This is a genomic window from Vibrio sp. 2134-1, assembly GCF_033339495.1.
Genome location: NZ_JAWOUS010000020.1, coordinates 37491 through 60337, shown reverse-complemented (window position 1 = coordinate 60337; position 22847 = coordinate 37491). Strand labels below are relative to the sequence as shown.

Sequence of the window (22847 nt, the reverse complement as noted above, 5' to 3'; positions counted from 1 at the left end):
TTAATCGATCTCTTTAAATCGAGCAGTAAAGTGGCGCAGCACTGGTGGCTCGTACACGAAAGTGAGCCCTTTTAACTCATATGCACGATTTTTCAGTTCGATAATCGCATCCGCAATGTAATCCATATGATCGTTTGTGTAGACACGACGTGGAATGGTCAAACGCATCAACTCAAGCTCTGACGCTTTTTGTTTACCCGTTTCCGGATCTCGACCAAGCAGCAACGATCCTATCTCTACTGCTCGAATACCCGCTTCCAAGTACAAAGCATTACACAATACCTGCGCAGGAAACTGATCCGCTGGAATATGTGGCAAAATCTTAGCGGCATCCACAAACACCGCATGACCACCCGTTGGGTATTGAATCGGAATACCGCCTTCACGTAAGCGCTCACCTAAGTATTGAACTTGGCTAATTCTATAGTGAAGAAAATCCTCATCCGCGGCTTCATACAAACCGCGAGCGAGCGCTTCCATATCACGCCCAGCCATGCCGCCGTATGTCACAAATCCTTCCATGGGTACGCAGCGCGTCTGCACCGCCTGGAACAACTCCTTATGATCACGAATACAACACATGCCACCAATGTTTACCATCGGGTCTTTCTTAGCTGACATGGTGAGCATATCACCGTACTGGTACATCTCACGGATGATTTCCAGAATCGATTTATTCTCGTAACCCGCTTCACGCTGCTTGATAAAGTAAGCGTTCTCACAGTAACGAGCCGAGTCAATCACCACTGGAATATCGTACTTGGTTGCAATCTCGTACACACTGCGCATGTTTTCCATCGACACAGGCTGACCACCGGAGCTATTACAAGTAATCGTGGTGATAATTGCACAGATGTTATGCGAACCGTGCGCTTCAATTGTTGCCACCAGCTTATCGATATCAAAATTGCCCTTCCAATCATAAGGCGTAGTGGTGTCGAATGCTTCTTCCGTTACCACGTTAATCGCTTTACCGCCATTGAGTTCAATGTGACCCGCTGTGGTATCAAAATGGTAGTTCGAGATAAATACTGGCGTTTCGCCACCACGCACCTGACGCATACGCTCAATCAAAGCGGGGAACAAAATTTGCTCGGCACCACGCCCTTGGTGTGCAGGCACGGTGAGCTTATAACCGAAGAAGTACTCCACTGCATCACACAGGTTGTAGTAATTTCGACTCCCCGCATAGGATTCATCCCCCATCATGATGCCAGCCCACTGATTATCACTCATGGCACCAGTGCCTGAGTCAGTCAGCAAATCGATATAAACATCATCACTACGAAGAAGAAATGGATTATAGCCCGCTTCTTTTAACGCGACTTCACGGTCTGCCAAAGTCGTCATTTTGATTGGCTCAACCATTTTGATACGGAAAGGTTCTGGAATACGTTTCATTGTTAATTTCCTTATACGCATTGCCCTACGCAGTTTCACGTAAGACTAAAAAACAAATAGATAGAATGCTTTTCAATGCGATTGCATTGAGGAAATCAACGAGAAGAGATTTTACTAAGAAGAGACAAGCAGTAGTCTAGGTTATACCAGAACGACAGCACCAAACGGCTATCGAGAATATCCTTTATTCTCATCGTCTTCGTCCTCCTGATAAAAATAAAAAGTCAGAAACCCCATGTCTCTGACCTTTTCAATATAGTGCAGTTTTCAATCAATTTTCAGTGAGGTCACCCTCATTTTAAGAAGGTCTCGCCCTTTTCATTCTGCGTTTGATATTACTTTCTTTGACTAGGTAATCGAAAAGTGGCGCGAATAAGTTAGCAAATAGAATCGCTAACATGATGCCTTCTGGATAAGCCGGGTTCAGCACTCGGATAAAAATCGTCATCACGCCGATTAATAGTCCGTATGCCCATTTCCCGTTATTGGTAAAAGCTGCCGAGACAGGGTCTGTCGCCATAAAGAAGGTACCAAACGCAACCCCACCAATCACGAAGTGCCAGTAGAACGGCATGGAGAACATGGGGTTAGAGTCTGAACCGATCGCATTCAATAGTAATGAAGCTCCGATTAAACCGACCAACACGCCCGCAACAATTCTCCACGATGCAATCTTCATAAAGATGAGAACCAAGCCTGTTAGTGCGATCAACAACGTGGAGACTTCACCCATCGAGCCTGGTAAATTACCAACAAAAGCATCTCCCCATGAAATTGTTTGTCCTGTCATATTATTTATCAAAGCACTTTGCCCGCCTTCATACCATTGACTAAGTGGAGTAGCGCCAGAGTAACCATCAGCCGCGACCCACACGGCACCACCGGACATGTTGGCAGGATAGGCAAAGTATAAGAACGCGCGCCCTGCTAAAGCTGGATTTAGGAAGTTTCGTCCAGTACCACCGAAAATCTCCTTCGCCACAACAATACCGAAAGTGATACCTAAAGCCGCTTGCCATAGTGGAATTGTCGGGGGAAGGATCAGCGCAAAGAGTATAGAGCTGACAAAAAAACCTTCATTTACCTCATGCTTTCGCACAATAGCAAACAGAACTTCCCAGAAACCACCAACGATAAACACCGTCGCATAAACCGGGAGAAAGTAAGTAGCACCAAGCCACATTTTACTTCCCCACCCCGCTTGTGAAACCGCATCTAACGAGCCCCATACCCAACTCAGTTGCCATGAAGAAACAAGCGCTTGCTGAGCTGAGGCTTGATCCATTCCATACAACAAGGCATCACTCGCTTGCTGGCCTATGTTGTACATACCCCAGAACATGGCAGGGAAGACCGCCAGCCACACCATGATCATAATACGTTTTAAATCGATGCTATCTCGAACGTGAGTCATGCCCTGGTTTACCTTACCAGGCGTGTAAAAAATGGTTTCGACAGCTTCGAAAAGTGGGTAGAACTTGTGATACTTCCCACCTGGACCAAACTTAGGTGTCGCTTTCTCAAAGTAATGTTTAAGGCTCATAACGCTCCTCCTTTATCTAAAAGATGGTACGCACATGTGTAAAAAGCGATCGTTTTTTAATCTCTTCGTCTTCCTTCTTCGTATTTCACCTTGTTCGCCACTCTTCTGTCTCCTCTTTAAATCCGGCGAACAGTTTATCCAACGAAAAAGGGACCGCTCATGGACACACTCGCCATTGACCTAGCTAGATTCCAATTTGCCTTTACTGTCTCTTTCCACATTATTTTTCCAGCTTTTACGATTGGTTTGGCAAGTTATCTCGCTGTATTAGAGGGCTTGTACTTAAAAACGGGCAACAAACAGTACATGCAAATCTATAAGTACTGGCTCAAAATCTTTGCCATCAGTTTTGGTATGGGTGTGGTGAGTGGCATCGTGTTGAGCTATCAATTCGGTACTAACTGGAGCGTGTTTGCCGACAAAACAGGCCCAATCCTAGGCCCGCTAATGGGTTATGAAGTTTTTACTGCGTTTTTCCTCGAAGCTGGGTTTTTAGGCGTGATGCTTTTCGGTATGGATAAGGTGGGTAAGAAGCTTCACTTCGCCGCGACTTGTATTGTCGCATTCGGGACGTTTTTGTCTGCTTTTTGGATACTTTCGGTTAATAGTTGGATGCAAACACCAGCGGGCTACAGTATCAACGAAGCCGGACAGTTTATCCCAGAAGACTGGTGGGCGATTGTCTTCAACCCTTCTTTTCCTTACCGGCTCGTTCATATGTTGCTCGCCGCTTACCTTACTACTGCCTTTGTTGTAGCTGGCGTTGCCGCTTATCACTTACTAAAAGCAAACCATAACCCTCTAGCCAGAATTATGTTCTCGATGGCAATGTGGATGGCTGCCATCGTGACACCAATTCAAATCGTTGCTGGAGACATGCATGGATTAAACACCCTTGAACATCAACCCGCCAAAGTCGCCGCGATGGAAGGGCACTATGAGTCTCACCAAGGCGCGCCATTGATCCTCTTCGGTATCCCTAACGATGAAGAAAAACGTATGGAATACGCACTGGAAATCCCCAAACTCGGTAGTTTGATTTTAACTCATGACCTCAACGGTGAAGTGAAGGGATTAGATGCTTTTCCAGAGGAGGAACACCCTCCTGTCTCTATCGTTTTCTGGTCTTTCCGAGTAATGGTCGCGCTTGGTTTTGGCATGCTTGTTATTGGTTTGTGGAGCCTATGGCTAAGAAAGCGTCGCAAACTATTTGATTCAAGGGCACTTCAACGTATTTGTGTCCTGTTTGCCCCTGCGGGGTTCATTGCAGTTTTAGCAGGCTGGATAACCACCGAAGTCGGTCGACAGCCTTACACCGTATACGGTCTTTTAACCACAGCCAATTCGGCATCGCCTATTGATGCCGCCGCGGTGAGCGTCTCCCTGACGGCGTTCATCGTGGTTTACTTTGTGGTTTTTGGAGCTGGCTTCTTCTATCTCCTACGTTTGATGCGCAAGTCTCCAACTCGATATGAAGAAGGTCTAGATAGCCGACTTCCTGATGGCACGAAAACTGATGCCATCACACATTCTAACCATCTAACCTAGGAGCTAACTCATGGATTACGCATTAATTTGGTACGCTTTGATTGGGCTCTCTGTTCTGATTTATGTCGTGTTAGATGGCTTTGATCTCGGTATTGGTATCCTATTCCTCAGCGCTAATGACGATGAAGAGCGCGACATGATGATGAACAGCATCGCTCCTGTTTGGGATGGGAATGAAACTTGGCTAGTTCTTGGCGGTGGTGGGCTTTTTGCCGTGTTCCCTCTCGCCTACGCGGTCATTATGCCAGCACTCTATGCTCCTCTGATTTTAATGCTGCTCGGGTTAATTCTGCGCGGGGTTTCTTTTGAGTATCGCTTCCGAACACAACGCGGAAAGTTTTTATGGGATAGCGCTTTTTTCATTGGTTCACTCACCGCGGCATTGATGCAAGGCATTATGCTCGGAACCCTGCTCCAAGGTATAGAGGTTAGTGAACGAGCATACGCAGGTGGATGGTTTGATTGGCTTTCGCCATTTGGCGTATTTTGTGGCTTGGCGCTTGTTTGTGCTTATATTCTGCTCGGTTCATGCTGGTTATTAATCAAGCTTCCAGAAGAGCTGATGGGGCGCTATTACGTGGTCGCGCGACGATGGGGGCTAGCGATGGTAGCCTGTATATTCATCGCCAGTTTGTGGCTGCCATTGAGCCAAAATATCGTATTTGAACGTTGGTTCTCATTACCAAACTCGCTACTGTTTTTCATATTACCAATTATTGCAGCGGCACTTATTTGGCAGCTATTCAAAGCCTTACTCGATCACAAAGCCGTCCGAGCCTACGTTCTTGCGATCGGCCTGTTTCTTTTGTCCGCGATGGGTTTCGGTGTCAGTACATTCCCTTACTTGGTCCCATTCGCACTCACTTATCAAGACGTCGCCGCGCCAGATAAGAGTTTGGCATTTTTACTTGCCGGTGCGGTGGTATTACTTCCTCTGATCATAGCCTACACGGCTTATTCGTACTGGGTTTTCCGCGGCAAGATTAAACGTGGAGAAGGATATCACTGATGAAACTAAAACCCATTTTGTGGTTCATTGGCATTTGGCTGGTAAGCGTGGTCGCCTTGTTTATCATCAGTTCGTTGATACGAACTGCGATATTGTAGGCCCAGAGTCTACTGCACCACATCTGAAGCCATTGAGGTCTATACTCAAGCAAGAGTAAAACAACGGAGTGTTTTTATGACCTTAAAGCGGTTTCTGGTAACTTTGATTCCTTTGACGGTTCCACTGTTTTCACCAAATGCTTTGGCCGTAGACAAGCAGATGTCATCCGCCATGAAAAGTAAAATGCGGTCTATTTGCTCCGCAACAAACGAGCAGGGCCGTTGGCAACTTGCTGAGGCAACTCCTGACGCCAGACGCTCACTCAACATGGTGCTTTATCAAATGAATGCCGATGATAAATTGAAAGCAATTCATGAGGTGAGAACCAAAATGGTCGGCGGCACCCATTATGCGTTTGAGTTCGAGTTGCAAGATGGTCAGGTCTGGAATGCAATTGTATTGCACAGTGCCCGAGGCGATTACATGATAGAAAGACACGCCAAGAAAGGCGAACTCTGCCCTAAAGATGGCAACTCCTAATTCCCAGATTCAAATACAATAAAGGCGACAGTTACATCGCCTTTGTTTTATACCGTTTTCGCCTCTATCTTTTCATTCACTTTATCGCAAATGTACTCCCCAATCGGCATTGCAGATGTCGCTGCTGGAGAGGGGGCGTTGCAAACGTGCAGGCTTCTTGCGCTCTCGGCAAACAAAAAGTCATGAACCAAAGTGCCATCGGATAACACCGCTTGCGCACGAATACCCGCAGGATATGGTTTGAGGTCTTCGACCTTGATGCTTGGGCAGTACTTATTGACCAGTTTGAGATAGCCCGGCTTCCACCACGAGTTCTTGAACTCATCCAATCCGGTTTTTAGATGCTTTTGTGTTACCTTCCAGAAACCGGAGAATCTCAGCATTTGCATGGTATCTTGCAAGCTGAAGTTGACCTTATCGTACCCTTCTCGCTTCCAGCCTTGCACCGCATTTGGACCAACAGTCACACTGCCATCAATCATACGAGTCAGGTGGACGCCCAAGAATGGCAAATCAGGGTCGGGAATTGGGTAAATAAGATGATTCACCACTTGGTCGTGTTTGCTATCTAAGCGGTAGTATTCACCACGATAAGGGATGATCTGAAAGTCAGTTGGAATACCCATCATCTTAGTCATTCGATCCGCCATCAAGCCGCTGCAAGTAACCAAGAACTTAGTATTAAGCTGCATCGTTTGACCGTCTGAAATGCAGGTCAGTTGGACTTCCTCGTCCTTCTCTTCGGCAGCCACCACTTTGGTTCTCAAGCTGATTTGACCGCCGAGCTTTTTGAATTCTTCCGCCATCTGCTCAGTGACCAAACGATAATCAACAATACTGGTGGTTTTGACATAAATCGCGCCCAAGCCTGTGATGTTTGGTTCAGCCAGTTTGAGTTGAACTTCATCGAGTAGCTTTACGTCGATGCCGTTGACATGGCAGCGCTCATAGAGCGCATTCATGCGTTCGACTTCTTGCTCATTAGTGGCAACCAACAACTTGCCACAGTTCTCCACCGGAATATCGTGCTCGGCGCAGAACGAAATGGTTCGCTCTACCCCACGCTTACAAAAATCCGCTTTTAAGCTGCCCGGTACGTAGTACACCCCGGCATGAATCACGCCGCTATTGTGTCCGGTTTGGTGCTGGGCAAAACCGGACTCTTTCTCAACCAATAAAATGGATTTGTCTGGATGACGTTGCTGTAGTTGCCATGCTGTCGACACACCAACGATACCGCCACCAACAATGATGTAGTCATAAACTGATTTCATACGACCTCTTATAAAACCGATAGTTGAGATTGTTGCAATTTGAACTTGCGACCACTGTAAATGAACACCGCGACAAATACCGCGCAGCTTGCCACACGAACCAACATTGGGATGTCGTGCCAAACCAGCAATGTACCCACCACTACCAACAAGAGACGCGTCAGAATGTTTAGAGGACCTTCCAAGTAGCCTTCAATCGCACCAATCAATGCATAGGTACCGATGATGGCAAAGAAGCCTACGGTAATTACCGACGTCACATCCCAACTGACCAAGCCTGTATAGGCAATAAGTAGCGGTACAAGATACAAACCTTTGGCGATTTTCCACGCCATCAAACCAGTGCGCATCGGTGGTGTTTTGGCGATGGTTGCTGCTGCAAAAGCGGTCAAACACACTGGTGGCGTAACGTTACTGTCTTGCGATAACCAAAAGATGATGAGGTGAGCAGCCAGCAATGCCAAGCCTACCGCTTCCATACCCAAACTTTGCTCTAGTAGGGTTTCCATAAAGTCCGCAGGTACTAGCGCCACCATTTCTTTCGCGGTTTCCAACGCCATTGGTGCATTAAGCAGTTCCAACTTTTCTGGCGCCGCCAACATGAAGATCGCTTTTGCTTGTTCAGGCAATTGACCCGACACCATCAATTCAAGCAATTGGTTTTCCGCAATCAATTTGTAAAGCGCAGGGGCAGACAGTGTACCCAATACAATATACGCCGCTGTCACGGGTAAACCCATACCTAAAACAAGAGAAGCGAGCGCAATCAGAACGATCATGATGAACAAGTCGCCATTCGCCCAACCGTCGATCATCAATGAGAACGTGTTGCCGATGCCCGTTGTACTGATCACGTTGATCACCAAACCAATACCCACCAGCAATACCGCAGTTGTCGCCATGTTTTTCGCACCTTGTGAAAGTGCTTCGATGATCGCTTTTGGTCCCATCTTGTGACCTTTCGAGAACCAAGAAGCCACCACCACAGAAATGATCGACAAGCCCGCAGCGTAAGTTGGCGTAAAGCCTTGAACCAACAAAGTAACCAATACCGCCAACGGGATAAGGTTGTGCCAACCGCTGATCAACACTTTTAATAGAGATTCATCGCTGGTCGTGATTTTTTGAACCCCGCTGCGTTTGGCTTCGATACGCACAAAGAACGCCACAGACAAAAAATAGATAAGAGCAGGAATGAAAGAAACGGCAATAATATCAACATAAGGAATTTGCGTGTAAGACGCCATGATGAAAGCACCCGCGCCCATCACTGGTGGCATCAACTGACCACCTGTCGACGCCGCAGCTTCAACGCCCGCTGCAAAGCGCGAAGGGAAACCTGCTTTTTGCATTAAAGGAATACTGATAACACCGGTGGAAACCGTATTTGCCACACTAGAGCCAGATACTGAGCCCATCAAACCGGAGCCGATCACAGCAATAAAACCGGGGCCGCCGATGATTTTGCCAGCCGCAGCACGTGCCACATTGATGATGTAATCACCGACACCAGAGCGCACAAGAAACGCACCAAACAGAATGAACATGAATACGAAAGTCCAACTGATGCGCGAGATAGAGCCAAACATGCCCTCAGAAGAATAGAAGCTACGGTAGAGCAAGGTTTCCATGCTCAAACCCGGGAAGTGGAAAATACCTGTCGCCCACTTACCCCAAAGCACAACGTAGCTCAGACACACCACAATCAGCACTGGAATAAACCAACCCATGGTGCGTCGGATAAGCTCAATCACAATCAGGATTGCCATGATGGCAAAGACCCAATCGCTGGTCACGAACTTGACGCCACGTTCATACAGCGCATCTTCGGCATAGGGAATGTAGAGCAAACACGCGACTGCGCCCATGGCAATTAACACATCGATGCCGAGTGCAATCTTACTCTGCTTAAGAGAGATATGAGCCGGATACCAAAGCGCACAAATCACCGCAAAGCCAGCAAAGTGGGTCGCGGAAATCCATAACTCTGGTAACGTCGATAAGGTATTAAACCAAATGTGCAAAGCAGACAACACCACGCCAAACACTGTGATTGTGGTGGTTACCCACGGAAAATCAGTGCGCGTGGGCAGCTCAAATTTCTGCAATTCCTTTTCTATTGAGTCGCTCATCTCATACTCCAAGCTCTGGCGGCTTTTTCCATCTTAGAAATCGGTAGGGATAAAATGCCCCGAGCCGAAACTCGGGGCGAAGTTGGCGTTATTTCGCCATTAGGTCTGATGGGATTTCGATGCCCATTTCTTTGTAGTAACGCACCGCACCTGGGTGAAGAGGCACTGGCAAGCCAGCGATCGCTTTCTCAATCGCCATTGCTTTTGTTGCTTTGTGGATGCCTTGTAGGAAAGGCAGGTTCTCGTAGATTGCTTTGGTTAGCTGGTAAACGTCTTCTTCCGAGATATCTTCACGGACTGCCAAGAAGTTAGGCTGTGCAATGGTAGTGATCGGCTTATCTAGACCCGGGTACGTGTTCGCTGGGATCTCGTACTTCGTCCATAGGTTGTAATTGCCGTTCGCCTCTTTGATTTGTTCGTCAGTAAACGAAAGAATCGAAATGTCTTTACCCAACGCAGCAAAAGCTTGAGTGACCGCACCAACAGGTACACCCGCAGGCGTGTTCATGCCGTCAATGGTGCCGTTTTGAAGTGCGCTCGCACTGCCGCCGTAACCCATGTAAGCAAGATTGAATTTATCAGGGTCGACCTTCAGACCTTTCATGATTTGGCGACCAGAGTTCTCAGTACCTGAGTTCTTCTTACCGATAGAGAACTTCTTGCCATCTAGGTTGTTCAGATCAGTAACTGTGCCCGTTTTTGCTAGGTCAGAGCGAACAATAAAGTGCTCAACGTTTTGCCACAGCATAGAGACTGAACGCAGCTGCTCTTGGCGACCGCTCTTCTCATAAGGACCTTCACCAGACCAAGCCCATGCACCGTAAAGACCTTGCAGAATCGCGAACTGTGCTTCGTTTTCGTTCAGCAGTTTGACGTTTTCACCAGAGCCCGCAGAGCTGATTGCAGAAAGGGAGAAGTGGTGCTTTGGTGCCAATTTCACTTTGCTTAACGTCGCCAACGCTACGCCCACAGGGTAGTAAGTACCACCTGTCGATGCCGTTGCAAGAATGTAGCTACGATCTTCTGCCGCAGCGTTAGCAGCAATACCAAAAGAAGTCACAGCGACAGCCAAAGCTTTTACCAGCTTATTCATTTTCATTATTACTCTCCGTGTAGTCGTTTCACGATTGGGGATTTACATCATGTTAAACCTTTATTAACAACACATTCCCTAGAGCAATTGAAATGCCAACTTTTAACCCTTTGTATTTATTGAACTAAGCGCTGAAAGACATCAAAAATGAGCAAAATCATGCTGATTTGATAGCAAAGTAATGAGCAAGATCTTGCTCATTGAAGAGAAGAAGGTTGCACGCCTAGATCGCAAAAGGTTAATAAAATGTGATCAAGACAAAACAAATGCACGATTCACTAATGAGCAATATTTTGCCGATGCAATTTTGGATTGAACTGCAACTAATGAGCGTCTTAACAATAAGAAGAAAAAGCGCATCATTCTAAACTGCTCACTTTATCAGCGGAGGTTTATAGCCTAAACGACTACAAACAGAACAAAAATACAGCAAAACAAGCCATGTTAAAGAAATGAAAAGTCATTTATTCTAATTTTGAATTTAAAAAGCAGTTCGATCCACCAGTTCATAAACAAACATTGACCGTATCAACTTATTTTCTACTTCGGGGTTGTGCCAATAGCCCTATGTTCGTTAGTGTAACAACACGCCAAGGCAAACGTATTCCTTGGTATTTTTTCGTCTTTAAGGATCACCCATGTCAGCAACTGCGCAATTACAATTCGCTTTAAAACGCCCATCTGGCGTTACTGCTGCGATCCTCCTGCTCTCTCTGGAACTGATTCAGAGCTGACAGGCTATATCTAAACTTTCTGTCAGCTTGAGAAGAAGCTGACGGGAACACCACATACTCCTCCCATTCCTTTCAGTTTCTTCCAAGCGAAACATAAGAGGAATAACAATGTTAAGCGCACGCAATATCGCCGCTTTGGGCTTCATGACTTTCGCCATGTACTTAGGCGCGGGTAACCTGATCTTCCCTCCATTTTTGGGTTACCAAGCAGGTGAAAACTTTCTGAGCGGGATGTCTGGCTTCCTCTTAACGGGCGTCGGTCTGCCTGCAATGGCATTAGTGATGGTGGCTATCGTAAACGGTTCAGACAAACTAACCGCCGCCCTACCTAAACCTTTGGCAACCAGTTTTTGGGTGATGGTGTTTATCGTGATTGGCCCTGCGTTCGTAATCCCACGTGCGATTACCGTCGCTTACCAATTTAGCTTTGCACCAATGTTTGGTGATGCCGCTTTGGTGCCTTTCACTATTGCCTTCTGCGCTATCACCATTCTATTTGCCCTATATCCGGGTAAATTGGTCGACAACCTAGGCAAGATCTTAACGCCTGCATTAATGGCTATCTTAATCATCATGTCCGTGACTGCTTTGGTTTCTCCTGTAGGAGAGCTAACTGCCGCAACGGGACCATACGTATCTGGCGCATTTGCTGAAGGCTTGACCCAAGGCTACATGACGATGGATGCGCTAGGTTCTATCGGTTTTGGTTGGATTATCTTCCGCGCGATTCGCAGCATGGGTGTGGATTGTCCGAAAGCCACCGCAAAATACACGCTAATCGCAGCTTTGATGTACGCGGTTGCCATGGCGTTTGTTTACATCTCATTGGCTTACATTGGCTCAACAAGCTCATACTTGGGTTCTGAGTTCAGCAATGGTGGCGACATTTTAACGGCGTTCACCTTCAGCCACTTCGGCGCATTTGGCTCACTATTACTAGGTGCCGTGATGGTATTAGCGTGTTTGACTACTGCTATCGGCGTAACCACTGCAGGCAGTGAGTTCTACGACAACACTTTCAGCAAAGTGAACTACAAAGGCTGCGTTATCACGACCATGGTATTGGCTGGTTTGATCGCCAACGTAGGTCTAGAGCAACTATTGGCGATCACATTGCCAGCGGTTGTGGCGCTTCACCCAGTCGCGATTGCGTTGATGATCATGGCACCAGTGCGCAACAAGATGTCGCAAATCATGGTGGTCGCGACCGCATTCACTGCTCTAACGTTTGGTTGTGTTGATGCTCTGCACATCCTAGGTTACATGCCAAGTTCCACTGATGAGTGGATGGGTAATTACATGCCTCTGTACAATGACTTTGCTAGCTGGATTGTGCCTAGCGTATTTATGATGATTGTTGGTCTGCTGTTTACGACGAAAACCAACCAAACCGAACAATTCGAGCTGGTGAATGAATAGCCGTTTAACATAAGACATCGCTCAATAAGTGCGTTACTATGTAGCTCGCTTATTGATATCAGGCAAAGGAGTTGCCTGAATGAAAGATTGATATGGGTCGCCTATGGATAATCAGTATCTAGACATCAGAACACTGAACTTTATCGTTATTCTGTTCTCTTGCATTTACTCTATTAGTCTGCTTTGTTATCAATACACTCAGGGTAGAGTCAAAGGCTTAAAAACCTTCTCGATATCACTACTGTTTATTGGTTTAGGCCCTTTTTTACTTGGCTTTAGAGGCTCTGCGCCAGAATGGCTGACCATCGTCATAGCCAACACTCTCATATTAGTCGGCTTCTTGCTTACGCTATATAGCGTAAGCATTTTTCGTCAATACCCTTTAAAATTGGCTCACTGTCTCACCTTGTTAACACCTGTTTTCAGTGGTTCATTTTACTATTTCACCTTCCATGATCCTTCTATCAAAAGCCGTATTATTTATCTGAGCATGTATATTTGTATCGTCACCTTCTTTAGTGGTGTCGCCATGCTTAAAGGTACCCAAAAGGACTTAAAGCTCCCTGTTAAAGCAATGGCTTACTCTTTCTTTGGATTTAGTTTTTTTATGGGATTTAGGGCGCTTTGGAGTACTTTTTCAGGTGAGTTACCAAGTTTTATGGTCGCAGGCCTTATCCATCAGCTGACTTTCTTATTTAGCATCTGCCTGATCGTTGCTTTGAGCTTTAGTATGCTGTGGTTAATTAACGGACGCTTGGTGCAATCCATTAATGCTCTCTCTCATTTAGATGCACTCACAGGGCTATATAATCGTCGAGCCATGGAAGAAATCGTTCCAAACTTGGTTAGTAAAGCACATAAAAAAAACCAAGCAATCAGCATTATTATGACTGATGTCGACAAGTTCAAAGCGATTAATGATCACTATGGTCACACGGTTGGCGACTCCGTCATGGCAACGATCTCCACTATTTTTAAAAAGCATCTTCCTGAGTCAGCCTGCATTGTGCGATTTGGTGGTGACGAGTTCATGATTGTTTTGCTCGAAAAAGCACAGCAAGCCAAAATTTTCGCAGAGCAAATTCGCCTTGCGGTCGAAACTGAAACCGCTTTGCAATCATTTAAAACTGAAGTGACCATGAGCTTTGGTATCAGTCAGTTATCTGAGGGGCAATCACTTCAAGAGGCGCTTGCTGAAGCAGACGAAGCGCTATATAGCTCTAAACATACAGGAAGGAACCTCGTTACCTTGTTTGGAGAAGGTAAAGACCTAAATTATAAGTTTGTCCCAGCTCCTGCCAAAAGCGCATAACATGTTTGTTATGCCAGTGATTTCGAATTAGCTAGAAATCGCACTAAGTATAGTCGGAGCGATTCAAACCAAACTTCTGCATCTTTTGGTTAAGGGTTCGACGTGGTAAATCCAACTCCTGCATCACCTCATTGATGCGTCCATGATGCCTGACTAAAGAATCATGCAGCACTTTACGCTCAAAATTATGTAGCTGAATCGCCAACGGAACGCCTGCTTGTGTCTCTTCGGTTGTAGAAGATGGTCGACTGGAGAGAATTTCCATCACGGAGACGGTTTCATCCAGAGCAAAACGCATTGCTACATTTCTAAGCTCACGCACGTTACCGGGCCAAGCGTAAGCAAGAATGGCTTTTCTATCGGCTTCACTCAGCGGACGACTCTCAGGGTTACTTTTCAGGGCAAAGTGTTCGAACAAGATCAACGCGTCTTCTTCTCGCTCACGTAGCGGAGGCAAATAGATCTGCGCCACATTAAGACGATAGTACAAATCCTGACGAAACTCGTCATGCTCATTGAGATCTTCTTTCGCGGCGGCGATCACTCTTAAATCAACCGAGATCTGTTGGTTACCCCCAACGCGCTCAACCGTATGTTCCTGTAATGAACGCAACACTTTCACCTGCATAGACAGTGGCATACTCTCGATTTCATCAAAGAATAAAGTGCCTTTATCCGCGTATTCCAACTTACCAATGCGCTTTTTACCCGCTCCGGTAAATGCCCCTGCTTCATGTCCAAACAGCTCACTTTCAAACAGGTTCTCAGGAATAGCGCCACAGTTGATTGGCACAAAATGATAGGATCTGCGTTGGCTTTCATTATGCAAACTGGTCGCCACCAGCTCTTTACCACAACCTGTTTCGCCGTAAATGATCACGTTAGTATCAATGCGTGCTAACTTGGCAACTTGTTCTCTAAGCTGTTGCATCACACGGCTTCGGCCAATCAGCACTTCTTCTAAGCCGCTAACGCTAGATAGATACTCTTGGCGATCTTGAGTAGACGTTTGTGCGCGATAACTCTCGACCGCATCGGTCACTCGCTGGGATAGGCGCTCAGGTTGGAAAGGTTTCTCGATAAAATCGAACGCACCGTTTTGCAACGCCCCAACTGCCATATCGACATCACCATGTCCGGTGATCAAAATAACTGGCGTTGGGATGTGATTAGCAATCAGGCTTTCTAGTATCGACAAGCCGTCGGTGTCCGGCAGGCGAACATCACTGACAATCGCATCAAATTCTTGGCTAAGAATGGCCGCTTTCCCCTCTTCTCCTAAACTGAATGCGGTCACGTCGAACCCCGCCAGTTGCAGCCACTGACTGGTAGCCTGACGAACAATGTCATCGTCTTCGATAAGTGCAATTTTAGGGGTGTCGTCAAAAGCCATGAGTTACTACCGTAGGTGGAATAGAAATCGCTCTTTGCTAACGGTAGCAAAAACCACTGAGGAGAAAAGGAGCTAGATCTCACTTCTTGCTTACAAGTCTTTAACATCCAACCAGTTAGGCGCACTCTTTAATAACTGTTGGTGAGAACGCACTAGCTGAATGGAGTCGGTATGCAGCGCAAAAGGAATGGCAAAACATGGCTTGTAGTCGCAATTGCGGCAGTGCTGATGTTGTCTTGCTATAGCGCCAGCAGAGAGGTTGCCCGTCAGTGGTTGAGTGTACAAACTCAAACCGAAGCTCAACAAAAACTACTCGACTATATTGGTGAAGTTCGCCGTGCACTCAAACGCTTCTACCACTTACCTTACCTCGTCACCAATAACCCAGAAACCATCGCGTTTGTGAAAGGAAACCGGACTTATTACGAGCCATTGCAAACCCAACTGACTCAGCTAGATAAAGCCGCCAATACGGAAGGTTGGCTAATCCTGTCTAACTCTGGCGAAGTATTGGTATCGAGTTTGATCGAAGAGCGCTTTAGCCTGTCTGACCGAAAAGCCATTGTGGAACAAATTCACAATCAAGGCGGCGGTGTTTCCTTGGTGAACAAAACCAAAGGTTCGAGCCCGTTGTATTATCTTGCAGCCCCTATCTACGACGGTCTGGATATCGCAGGCATTGTAGTGGTGCAAATCAACCTCAGTCTGTTGACCGAACAGACTATCACTAGCCAAGACATCATTACGTTGCAAAATCGCCAGCAACGCTTTTTCCTATCAAGCAGCTCGCTCTATAACGCAGACTGGTTTAACGAACCGAGCAACGCCGTTCAGTTAGAAACGCAGCGCTTATACGACAACACCAACATCAGTGTGTGGACGCTCAACCAGCAACGCTATTTTGCGCACACCGTTAAATTGGATGATTTGAATTGGTACGTCAGCTACCTCACCCCTTCTCAGCCGATTCAACAAACCATCAACGTGATTGGTTGGAGCGTAGCAGCGCTACTCTTATTGGTTATACTACTCGTCATTATTGGCTTACAACGCCGCCAAAAGCACATCAACCAACAAAGAATTCAAGCTCTGTTAGAAGAGTCTCAACGCCGCTTGAAACAGATGATCAATAAGACCCACGTTGGTTTGCTATTGATTGATGAACAAGGGCAACTGTTCGATCTCAACCCAATGGCGAAGCGTTTATTCTGTTTACCAGAAAGCGTCAATCGACATGCTTTTGCTTGGGAGTTATTCGATGCAGGCAATCCTAATTCCACCACACTTAAGTTGCTCAAGGACTTACCTAAACATAAAGAGCTCGCAGAGATCAGCACGGTCGAAACCATTGCCAGACGCAGTGACGGAAGCGTCTTCCCTGTCCTGTTCTCGCTAACCAGTTTCCCTTGGCATGGCGAGCAGTATTTCCTTGCGACGATCATAGACATCAGTAAGCGGAAAAAAGCCGAGCAATCGCTGCAACAGGTCAACCAAGAACTGGCGCAACGGGTAGAAGAGCGTACTCAAGCGCTAAAAGAAGCGCAAAACCAATTAATTGAATCGAGCAAAATGGCCGCCTTGGGTCGCATGTCGAGCGCGATTACTCATGAGCTCAATCAGCCACTGACGGGCTTACGTACCTTGCTCACAACAAACGAACTGTTAGCAGAACGTGGCGAAACCGAGATGATGAAAGCCAACAACGTATTGGTGCAGAAGCTGATTGATCGCATGGCAAGCATGACCAGCCAGTTAAAGACGTTCGCCTATAACAAACCAGAAAGCCTACAAGCGATTTCTCTTACCTCCGCACTCGAAGAGACCTTGCGCGTCTATCAATCCCAATTAGATAAGGTGGATGTGCGTGTTCGGGTTCCTCATGACTTACCTAACATCATGGGTGAAGAACAACGACTGCTGCAGGTGCTCGGTAATCTTGTCTCGAATGCGCTAGACGCAATGAACAACACCACCAACCCGCAGCTCAACTTGATCGTCAATCCAACTGTTAATCAGGTCGAACTGATCGTCAGTGACAATGGCTGTGGCGTGTCGAATGAGATGCTTGAATCCATGTTCGAACCCTTCCAAACCTCAAAGAAAATTGGTGAAGGATTGGGGCTGGGTTTAGCGATTACGGCCAACAATATGCGTGATATGCAAGGGAAAGTCAGCGCACAGCTCAACACTACTGAAGGAATGTCCTTCATCTTAGTATTTAAACTCGCTCCTCACCGAAGCTGACCCAACTTCTCCCATATCTCAATCCTTTTCTCTCAATAAGAGAGCAATATAAACCCTGTTCAACTTTATAAAGCGAGTTGCCTAACCTACGCTTAACTTGATGAATCGCCACATACCATTCATCAGAACAATTTTTGGTGGTTGACACCAGTTTTAGCTCCCACCGTCTAATTTAATGATAAGTAATTATTTAAAATAAGAATGGATGCGTTATGAGAAAAATAACTTTAGCTGCAGCAGGAGCGCTTTTTATATTATCACCTTACGCTTTTTCTGCACCTTACGCTGCCGACGCTCGAAGTCATGGTATGGGAAATACAGGCGTCGTTTCTGCTGACTATTTGACCGCACCCCTACATAACCCAGCCTTAGGTGCCCTCTATCGAGAAAATGATGATATCGGTCTGCTCATTCCGGCTGTCGGGGTTAATATCCACGACGAGGATAAAGCGTTGTCAGCCGTAGATGACGCCCAAGACCTTTATGATAGTATTCAGGGCATTCCTACTCCAGCGAACGAGGCCGAGCTTAATCGCCTCCTCGATCAGTTGGATAAGAGCGTCCCAGTTGTCATTAACGGAGGGCTAAGCCTCGCAATTGCTATTCCGACGCGCTACATGTCTGTAAACCTGTTTAGCACTGGTTATGTGGAGATACTTGCTGCACCCGATATCTCAGATTCAACAAACACCGCAGATCGATACCTCAATTCTGCCGTTAACCTAGCTGCTTTCGGTAATGTGGAATATGGTATTGCTCTATCTCGTGCTTACACTATAGGCGAACAACAATTCGCATTTGGTATTACACCAAAATACCAACAACTTAAAACCTACACACAACGTACAACACTAGACGACTTTGATATCGAGGATTACGACAAAAGTGAAGTATCAAAGAATACTTTCAATATGGATCTTGGGGTCGCTTGGTATCACAACGCATTTAGAGCAGGCCTTTCATTAAAAGACGTCTTCGAGCAAGATATTGAAACAAAACTGGGCAACTATACCTACGAACTCACACCACAAGCGACAGTTGGCATCGGTTATGTCGGGAACTATGTAGCTCTGAGCTTAGACGCCGATCTCACCAAACAAAAGCGCTTTAAAGAGCTCGACGATGACACTCAGTTTATTCGTGTCGGTATCGAGGGGAATGCTTGGGGGTGGGCACAACTTCGCGCTGGTTATGAAATTGACCTAGAAAATAATCTCGATGACTCAGTGACAGGTGGCATTGGCATCAGTCCTTTTGATGTGATCAGTTTAGACCTCGCTGGCTCTTACGCTGGCGATAACCAGTTTGGTGCGGCGGCGAATTTAGCATTTACGTTTTGAATATGAATGCCAATCTAAATTCACTTAGGTTGGCATTGTTAACAACCATCCTATATATCAATGTTTATCATTACTGACGTTTGGTGATGAACTGATAAAAATACGATCTCGATACAAGTATCGAGGTGTCTCCTACACTATTCTCAAGCAATAAATCCACAAACATTTCCTAAATATAAAGAGTGAGAAGCATGATTAAGTTTCCTGAACATTTTCTTTGGGGTGGTGCCATTGCTGCAAACCAAGTAGAAGGGGCGTACAACCTTGGGGGTAAAGGGTTATCGACATCAGACATGCTGCCAAACGGTATTTTGAGTCCGCATCAAACCCGTGAAGAGCGTACACCGGGTATCAAAGACGTGGCGATCGACTTCTACAATCACTACCCAGAAGACATCGCGCTGTTCAAAGAGATGGGCTTTAACTGTCTGCGTCTCTCTTTAGCTTGGAGCCGCATCTTCCCGAACGGGGACGAACTAGAACCTAACGAAGAAGGTTTGGCGTTCTACGATAAAATTTTTGACGAACTTGCCGAGCACAACATCCAACCTTTCGTGACCTTATCTCACTACGAAATGCCTTACGCACTGGTTGAAAACTATGGCGGTTGGGGCGATCGTCGCGTCATCGAATTCTTCGAACGTTATGCTCGCACAGTGCTGGAACGCTACAAAGACAAAGTGAAGCTGTGGTTAACCTTCAACGAAATCAATATGTCTCTACACGCACCATTTACTGGTGTTGGTTTGCAAGAAGGCGCCAGTGAACAAGAGATTTACCAAGCGATTCACCACCAGCTAGTCGCAAACGCAAAAGCGGTAAAACTGTGTCAGCAAATCGTACCTAACGGCAAAATTGGTAACATGCTGCTTGGCGCAATCAACTACCCATACACCTGTAACCCTGATGACGTGCTTGCTGCAATGCATGAAAACAACAAGTGGTTGTTCTTCGGTGATGTACAAACACGTGGTCAGTACCCTGGCTACATGAAGCGTTACTTCCGTGAAAACGGCATCGAAATTCAGATGGAAGCAGGCGACTTAGAAGAAATTGCATCGGCAAGTGTCGATTTCATCTCATTCAGCTACTACGCAAGTGGCTGTGCAAGTGCGGATCCGAAACAGAAGGAAGTGGGTAACATTGTCGATAGCGTACCAAACCCATACCTTGAAAAGAGCCAGTGGGGTTGGTTGATCGATCCAAAAGGCCTTCGCGTTCTGCTGAACTTCCTTCACGATCGCTACCAAAAGCCACTGTTCGTCGTAGAAAACGGCTTAGGTGCACGTGATGAAATCGATGAAAACGGTGAGATTCAAGATGATTACCGCATCGCTTACTTGAACGACCATCTTGTACAAGCACATGAAGCAATTTTGGATGGCGTTGAGCTGATGGGCTTCACCAGTTGGGGACCAATCGATTTGGTCGCGAACTCAACCGCTGAGATGAGCAAACGTTACGGCTTTATCTATGTCGATCGTCATGATGATGGGCAAGGAACGCTAGAACGTAAACGTAAGAAAAGCTTTTTCTGGTATCAAGACGTGATTCGTACTTCAGGCGGTTCATTGAAAAGCTAAGCCTGTTGTTTAGGTACAAAGTGCAACTAGGCATTCGCCTAAACCATCAAGCCCTGCAATTGCAGGGCTTGAATTTTAAGGTGTTTATTCATTTAGAGATTAAACTGCAATCTCTCCACCGTCTTCACGGCGAATAACCACTGTCGCCGCTCGTGGGCGCACAGAAACACCAGCAGGCGTTTCTTCGGCTGCATCTTCACTGTATGGCCAGTTGCCTGGGTGCTGAATATTCACAAACAATGATTTGTAATCAGGGCTGATGGTAAAGCCTGTTACTTCACAACCATTTGGTCCGACAAAGAAGCGTTTCAATTCAGCTTGATTATCCGCACCAATCACAGCTTGATCACCATTCTCATCTGTTAGCTTAGATGGCACAACAGCCAACATTTGATCATTGGTGTAAGATGTAACTTCATCTGCGCCGTTATCAGTCTGAATCCACAAAATACCACGGCCATCAAACGCTAATCCGTCTGGACTCGCAAACTGGTTTAACTCATTCAAGCCAGAACGGTTGGTATCTGCATCACCATTTGCTGGCGAACCAAACACAAAGATATCCCAATTAAAGTCAGTTGCTGAAGCACCTTCATCCCAACGAATAACATGACCAAACTTATTATTCAAACGTGGATTCGCAGGATTGGTTTCATCTGTACGGCGCGTATTGTTCGTCAATGTTAAATATACTGAACCCGTGAATGGATCAACCGTACACCACTCTGGTCGATCCATTGGTGTTGCCCCAACTAAATCCGCCGCACCCGCAGTATTGATGATAATTTCAGCCAGTGAATCAAAGTGATCCGCTAATGTACCACCAGCGGTTGTTACGCTATCAAGCGTTAATGGTAACCAAGTACCTGTGCTGTCTTCATTGAAGCGCGCCACATACAGTGTGCCTTCGTCCATGTACTTGTCACCCATCGCCAAGCGGTTATCAGGGTTAGCATCTGCTGGATCCCACGCTGCCGCAGATTCAAATTTGTATAGGTACTCAAAGCGAGAATCGTGACCAGAATAAAATACCACTGGTTTGCCTTCTTCAAGCTTACCGAAAGTACAGCCCTCGTGACGGAAACGACCTAGCGCAGTACGTTTCTTCGCACGTGAGTTTTGCGTGTAAGGGTCAATCTCGACAATGTAACCGTGACCATTGGCTTCATTACGGTAATCATCCATCGCACTTGCTCCTGTTGGAGCCACATTAAAGCGAGAGAACTCATCAAGACGCTCTTCTGCATTTCCTGCTAATGTCTCCCACAAGTAGCGTGTGCTTTGGTCATCAACACCAATGCGATCTTGCTCTTCTGTACGAGTCCCGGCGTTAACAAAGTAACCAGGCCAGTTCTCTTCACACGTTAAGTACGTGCCCCACGGCGTGTAGCCGTTGCCACAGTTGTTTAACGTACCACGCGCTTGGCTGCCATCTGGTGAGAAACGAGTGACAGTTAAAGATGTGTAGGCCACCGGGCCAGACAAATCCATGACTGTCGCACCAGTATAACGACGGTTTAGTGGGTCGGTATCAACCAACTTCCACATGTTGTCTTCCAGTTGAATGCGAACCACTGACACACCGTGCGCGTTAATCTCTTTACGCACTTCATCTACAATGGTACGTACGCCATTTTCAACCGTCGGACCATTTGGATGCAGTGCTGATGTGTCGATGTACTCGTGGTTAATACATAGCAAGCCATCTGTAGTACTATCGTTCAATGGGAAAAAATGCATGCCGTCATGGTGCATGCCTAGCGCATTTAACTGATCGGTACTGGTGTTGGTACCATCATTTTGCCATGCGCTGCCTTGCGCATTAAGTGGTGTTCCCCAAGGTACTAGTACTTGTGCGGTGTAGCCTTGTGGAATTGAAACTGCGTCAGTGAGTGAGCCAGGGATAGATTCAAAGTTAAGAACGGCTTTAGATGCGCCCGAACCACTGCTTACTGTACTCCCTGAGTCAGACGAGTTACAACCAGCCAATCCGAAAGCACCAAACGCTGTCATCGCACTGATACCTAAACCACCTTTCAGAATGCTGCGTCGAGATAGGCTCGCTTCTAATACTTCTTCAAATGGTTTGTTTTCACTTTGGTTATAACGCGTCGCGTCAAAGGTTTCCTTGCTCATTTTTACTTTCCCGATCTTATAGTTTAATTAATAAATAAGTGATTAGTTGAACGGCAAGAAGTTTGGATAAGAAAAATGACAAAAGTGCTTAAAACATATGAAACTTG

General features: G+C 46.3%; 15 protein-coding genes. 8 read left to right on the top strand and 7 right to left on the bottom strand.

What is annotated here, in order from left to right; translation table 11 throughout:
* Both R7R78_RS19460 and R7R78_RS19455 read right to left on the bottom strand, forming a co-directional pair.
* The gene (locus tag R7R78_RS19460; RefSeq protein WP_005374168.1) at window positions 1-1401 is read right to left on the bottom strand and encodes a tryptophanase; all 1401 of its coding nucleotides are present in this window, start codon (window positions 1399-1401) and stop codon (window positions 1-3) included.
* Between the two features lie 298 nt (window positions 1402-1699).
* Entirely contained in the window at window positions 1700-2944 is a 1245-nt protein-coding gene (locus R7R78_RS19455) for an NADH:ubiquinone reductase (Na(+)-transporting) subunit B (RefSeq protein ID WP_005374169.1), read from the bottom strand.
* Between the two features lie 159 nt (window positions 2945-3103).
* Between R7R78_RS19455 and R7R78_RS19450 the strand changes: the two genes are divergently transcribed.
* The 3 genes from R7R78_RS19450 (at window position 3104) to R7R78_RS19440 (ending at window position 6080) form a co-directional block, all read left to right on the top strand.
* On the top strand, window positions 3104-4492 hold the full coding sequence (locus tag R7R78_RS19450; protein ID WP_017635517.1) for a cytochrome ubiquinol oxidase subunit I: 1389 nt from the start codon (window positions 3104-3106) through the stop codon (window positions 4490-4492).
* Between the two features lie 10 nt (window positions 4493-4502).
* A complete protein-coding gene (cydB, locus tag R7R78_RS19445) occupies window positions 4503-5501 on the top strand; it encodes a cytochrome d ubiquinol oxidase subunit II (RefSeq protein ID WP_167415762.1) in 999 nt (332 codons plus the stop codon).
* 174 nt (window positions 5502-5675) lie between these two features.
* Window positions 5676-6080 carry a cystatin gene (locus R7R78_RS19440; RefSeq protein ID WP_167415763.1) on the top strand — a complete coding sequence of 135 codons (405 nt, stop codon included), beginning with the start codon at window positions 5676-5678 and terminating at the stop codon, window positions 6078-6080.
* A gap of 47 nt (window positions 6081-6127) precedes the next feature.
* Here R7R78_RS19440 and lhgO read toward each other — a convergent pair whose 3' ends face one another.
* The 3 genes from lhgO to R7R78_RS19425 form a co-directional block, all read right to left on the bottom strand.
* A complete protein-coding gene (gene lhgO, locus R7R78_RS19435; RefSeq protein ID WP_167415764.1) occupies window positions 6128-7354 on the bottom strand; it encodes an L-2-hydroxyglutarate oxidase in 1227 nt (408 codons plus the stop codon).
* An 8-nt stretch (window positions 7355-7362) separates the two neighbouring features.
* The gene (locus R7R78_RS19430) at window positions 7363-9486 is read right to left on the bottom strand and encodes a TRAP transporter permease (protein WP_167415765.1); all 2124 of its coding nucleotides are present in this window, start codon (window positions 9484-9486) and stop codon (window positions 7363-7365) included.
* 88 nt (window positions 9487-9574) lie between these two features.
* The gene (locus tag R7R78_RS19425) at window positions 9575-10585 is read right to left on the bottom strand and encodes a TAXI family TRAP transporter solute-binding subunit (protein WP_017635521.1); all 1011 of its coding nucleotides are present in this window, start codon (window positions 10583-10585) and stop codon (window positions 9575-9577) included.
* Between the two features lie 836 nt (window positions 10586-11421).
* Here R7R78_RS19425 and brnQ point away from each other — a divergent pair.
* Both brnQ and R7R78_RS19415 read left to right on the top strand, forming a co-directional pair.
* On the top strand, window positions 11422-12732 hold the full coding sequence (gene brnQ / locus R7R78_RS19420) for a branched-chain amino acid transport system II carrier protein (RefSeq protein ID WP_053304665.1): 1311 nt from the start codon (window positions 11422-11424) through the stop codon (window positions 12730-12732).
* Between the two features lie 103 nt (window positions 12733-12835).
* The gene (locus R7R78_RS19415; protein WP_167415766.1) at window positions 12836-14044 is read left to right on the top strand and encodes a GGDEF domain-containing protein; all 1209 of its coding nucleotides are present in this window, start codon (window positions 12836-12838) and stop codon (window positions 14042-14044) included.
* A gap of 43 nt (window positions 14045-14087) precedes the next feature.
* Here the strand turns inward: R7R78_RS19415 and R7R78_RS19410 are convergent, their stop codons facing one another.
* Window positions 14088-15437, bottom strand: coding sequence for a sigma-54-dependent transcriptional regulator (locus R7R78_RS19410; protein WP_064354482.1), 1350 nt, complete (start codon window positions 15435-15437; stop codon window positions 14088-14090).
* Between the two features lie 171 nt (window positions 15438-15608).
* Between R7R78_RS19410 and R7R78_RS19405 the strand changes: the two genes are divergently transcribed.
* From R7R78_RS19405 to R7R78_RS19395, 3 genes are all read left to right on the top strand, one after another.
* The gene (locus tag R7R78_RS19405) at window positions 15609-17681 is read left to right on the top strand and encodes a sensor histidine kinase (protein WP_167415767.1); all 2073 of its coding nucleotides are present in this window, start codon (window positions 15609-15611) and stop codon (window positions 17679-17681) included.
* A 212-nt stretch (window positions 17682-17893) separates the two neighbouring features.
* Entirely contained in the window at window positions 17894-19021 is a 1128-nt protein-coding gene (locus R7R78_RS19400; protein ID WP_225474143.1) for a conjugal transfer protein TraF, read from the top strand.
* Between the two features lie 191 nt (window positions 19022-19212).
* Window positions 19213-20604 carry a glycoside hydrolase family 1 protein gene (locus R7R78_RS19395; RefSeq protein WP_225474142.1) on the top strand — a complete coding sequence of 464 codons (1392 nt, stop codon included), beginning with the start codon at window positions 19213-19215 and terminating at the stop codon, window positions 20602-20604.
* 99 nt (window positions 20605-20703) lie between these two features.
* Here the strand turns inward: R7R78_RS19395 and R7R78_RS19390 are convergent, their stop codons facing one another.
* Window positions 20704-22740, bottom strand: coding sequence for a PhoX family protein (locus tag R7R78_RS19390; protein ID WP_213893597.1), 2037 nt, complete (start codon window positions 22738-22740; stop codon window positions 20704-20706).
* Window positions 22741-22847: the final 107 nt, after the last annotated feature.

Coding starts and splice junctions, on each gene's coding strand:
- R7R78_RS19430 (WP_167415765.1), bottom strand. CDS start 9,486: ATGAGCGACTCAATAGAAAAGGAATTGCAGAAATTTGAGCTGCCCACG.
- cydB (WP_167415762.1), top strand. CDS start 4,503: ATGGATTACGCATTAATTTGGTACGCTTTGATTGGGCTCTCTGTTCTG.
- R7R78_RS19405 (WP_167415767.1), top strand. CDS start 15,609: ATGCAGCGCAAAAGGAATGGCAAAACATGGCTTGTAGTCGCAATTGCG.
- R7R78_RS19410 (WP_064354482.1), bottom strand. CDS start 15,437: ATGGCTTTTGACGACACCCCTAAAATTGCACTTATCGAAGACGATGAC.
- R7R78_RS19395 (WP_225474142.1), top strand. CDS start 19,213: ATGATTAAGTTTCCTGAACATTTTCTTTGGGGTGGTGCCATTGCTGCA.
- lhgO (WP_167415764.1), bottom strand. CDS start 7,354: ATGAAATCAGTTTATGACTACATCATTGTTGGTGGCGGTATCGTTGGT.
- R7R78_RS19455 (WP_005374169.1), bottom strand. CDS start 2,944: ATGAGCCTTAAACATTACTTTGAGAAAGCGACACCTAAGTTTGGTCCA.
- R7R78_RS19400 (WP_225474143.1), top strand. CDS start 17,894: ATGAGAAAAATAACTTTAGCTGCAGCAGGAGCGCTTTTTATATTATCA.
- R7R78_RS19425 (WP_017635521.1), bottom strand. CDS start 10,585: ATGAAAATGAATAAGCTGGTAAAAGCTTTGGCTGTCGCTGTGACTTCT.
- R7R78_RS19460 (WP_005374168.1), bottom strand. CDS start 1,401: ATGAAACGTATTCCAGAACCTTTCCGTATCAAAATGGTTGAGCCAATC.
- R7R78_RS19415 (WP_167415766.1), top strand. CDS start 12,836: ATGGATAATCAGTATCTAGACATCAGAACACTGAACTTTATCGTTATT.
- R7R78_RS19450 (WP_017635517.1), top strand. CDS start 3,104: ATGGACACACTCGCCATTGACCTAGCTAGATTCCAATTTGCCTTTACT.
- brnQ (WP_053304665.1), top strand. CDS start 11,422: ATGTTAAGCGCACGCAATATCGCCGCTTTGGGCTTCATGACTTTCGCC.
- R7R78_RS19390 (WP_213893597.1), bottom strand. CDS start 22,740: ATGAGCAAGGAAACCTTTGACGCGACGCGTTATAACCAAAGTGAAAAC.
- R7R78_RS19440 (WP_167415763.1), top strand. CDS start 5,676: ATGACCTTAAAGCGGTTTCTGGTAACTTTGATTCCTTTGACGGTTCCA.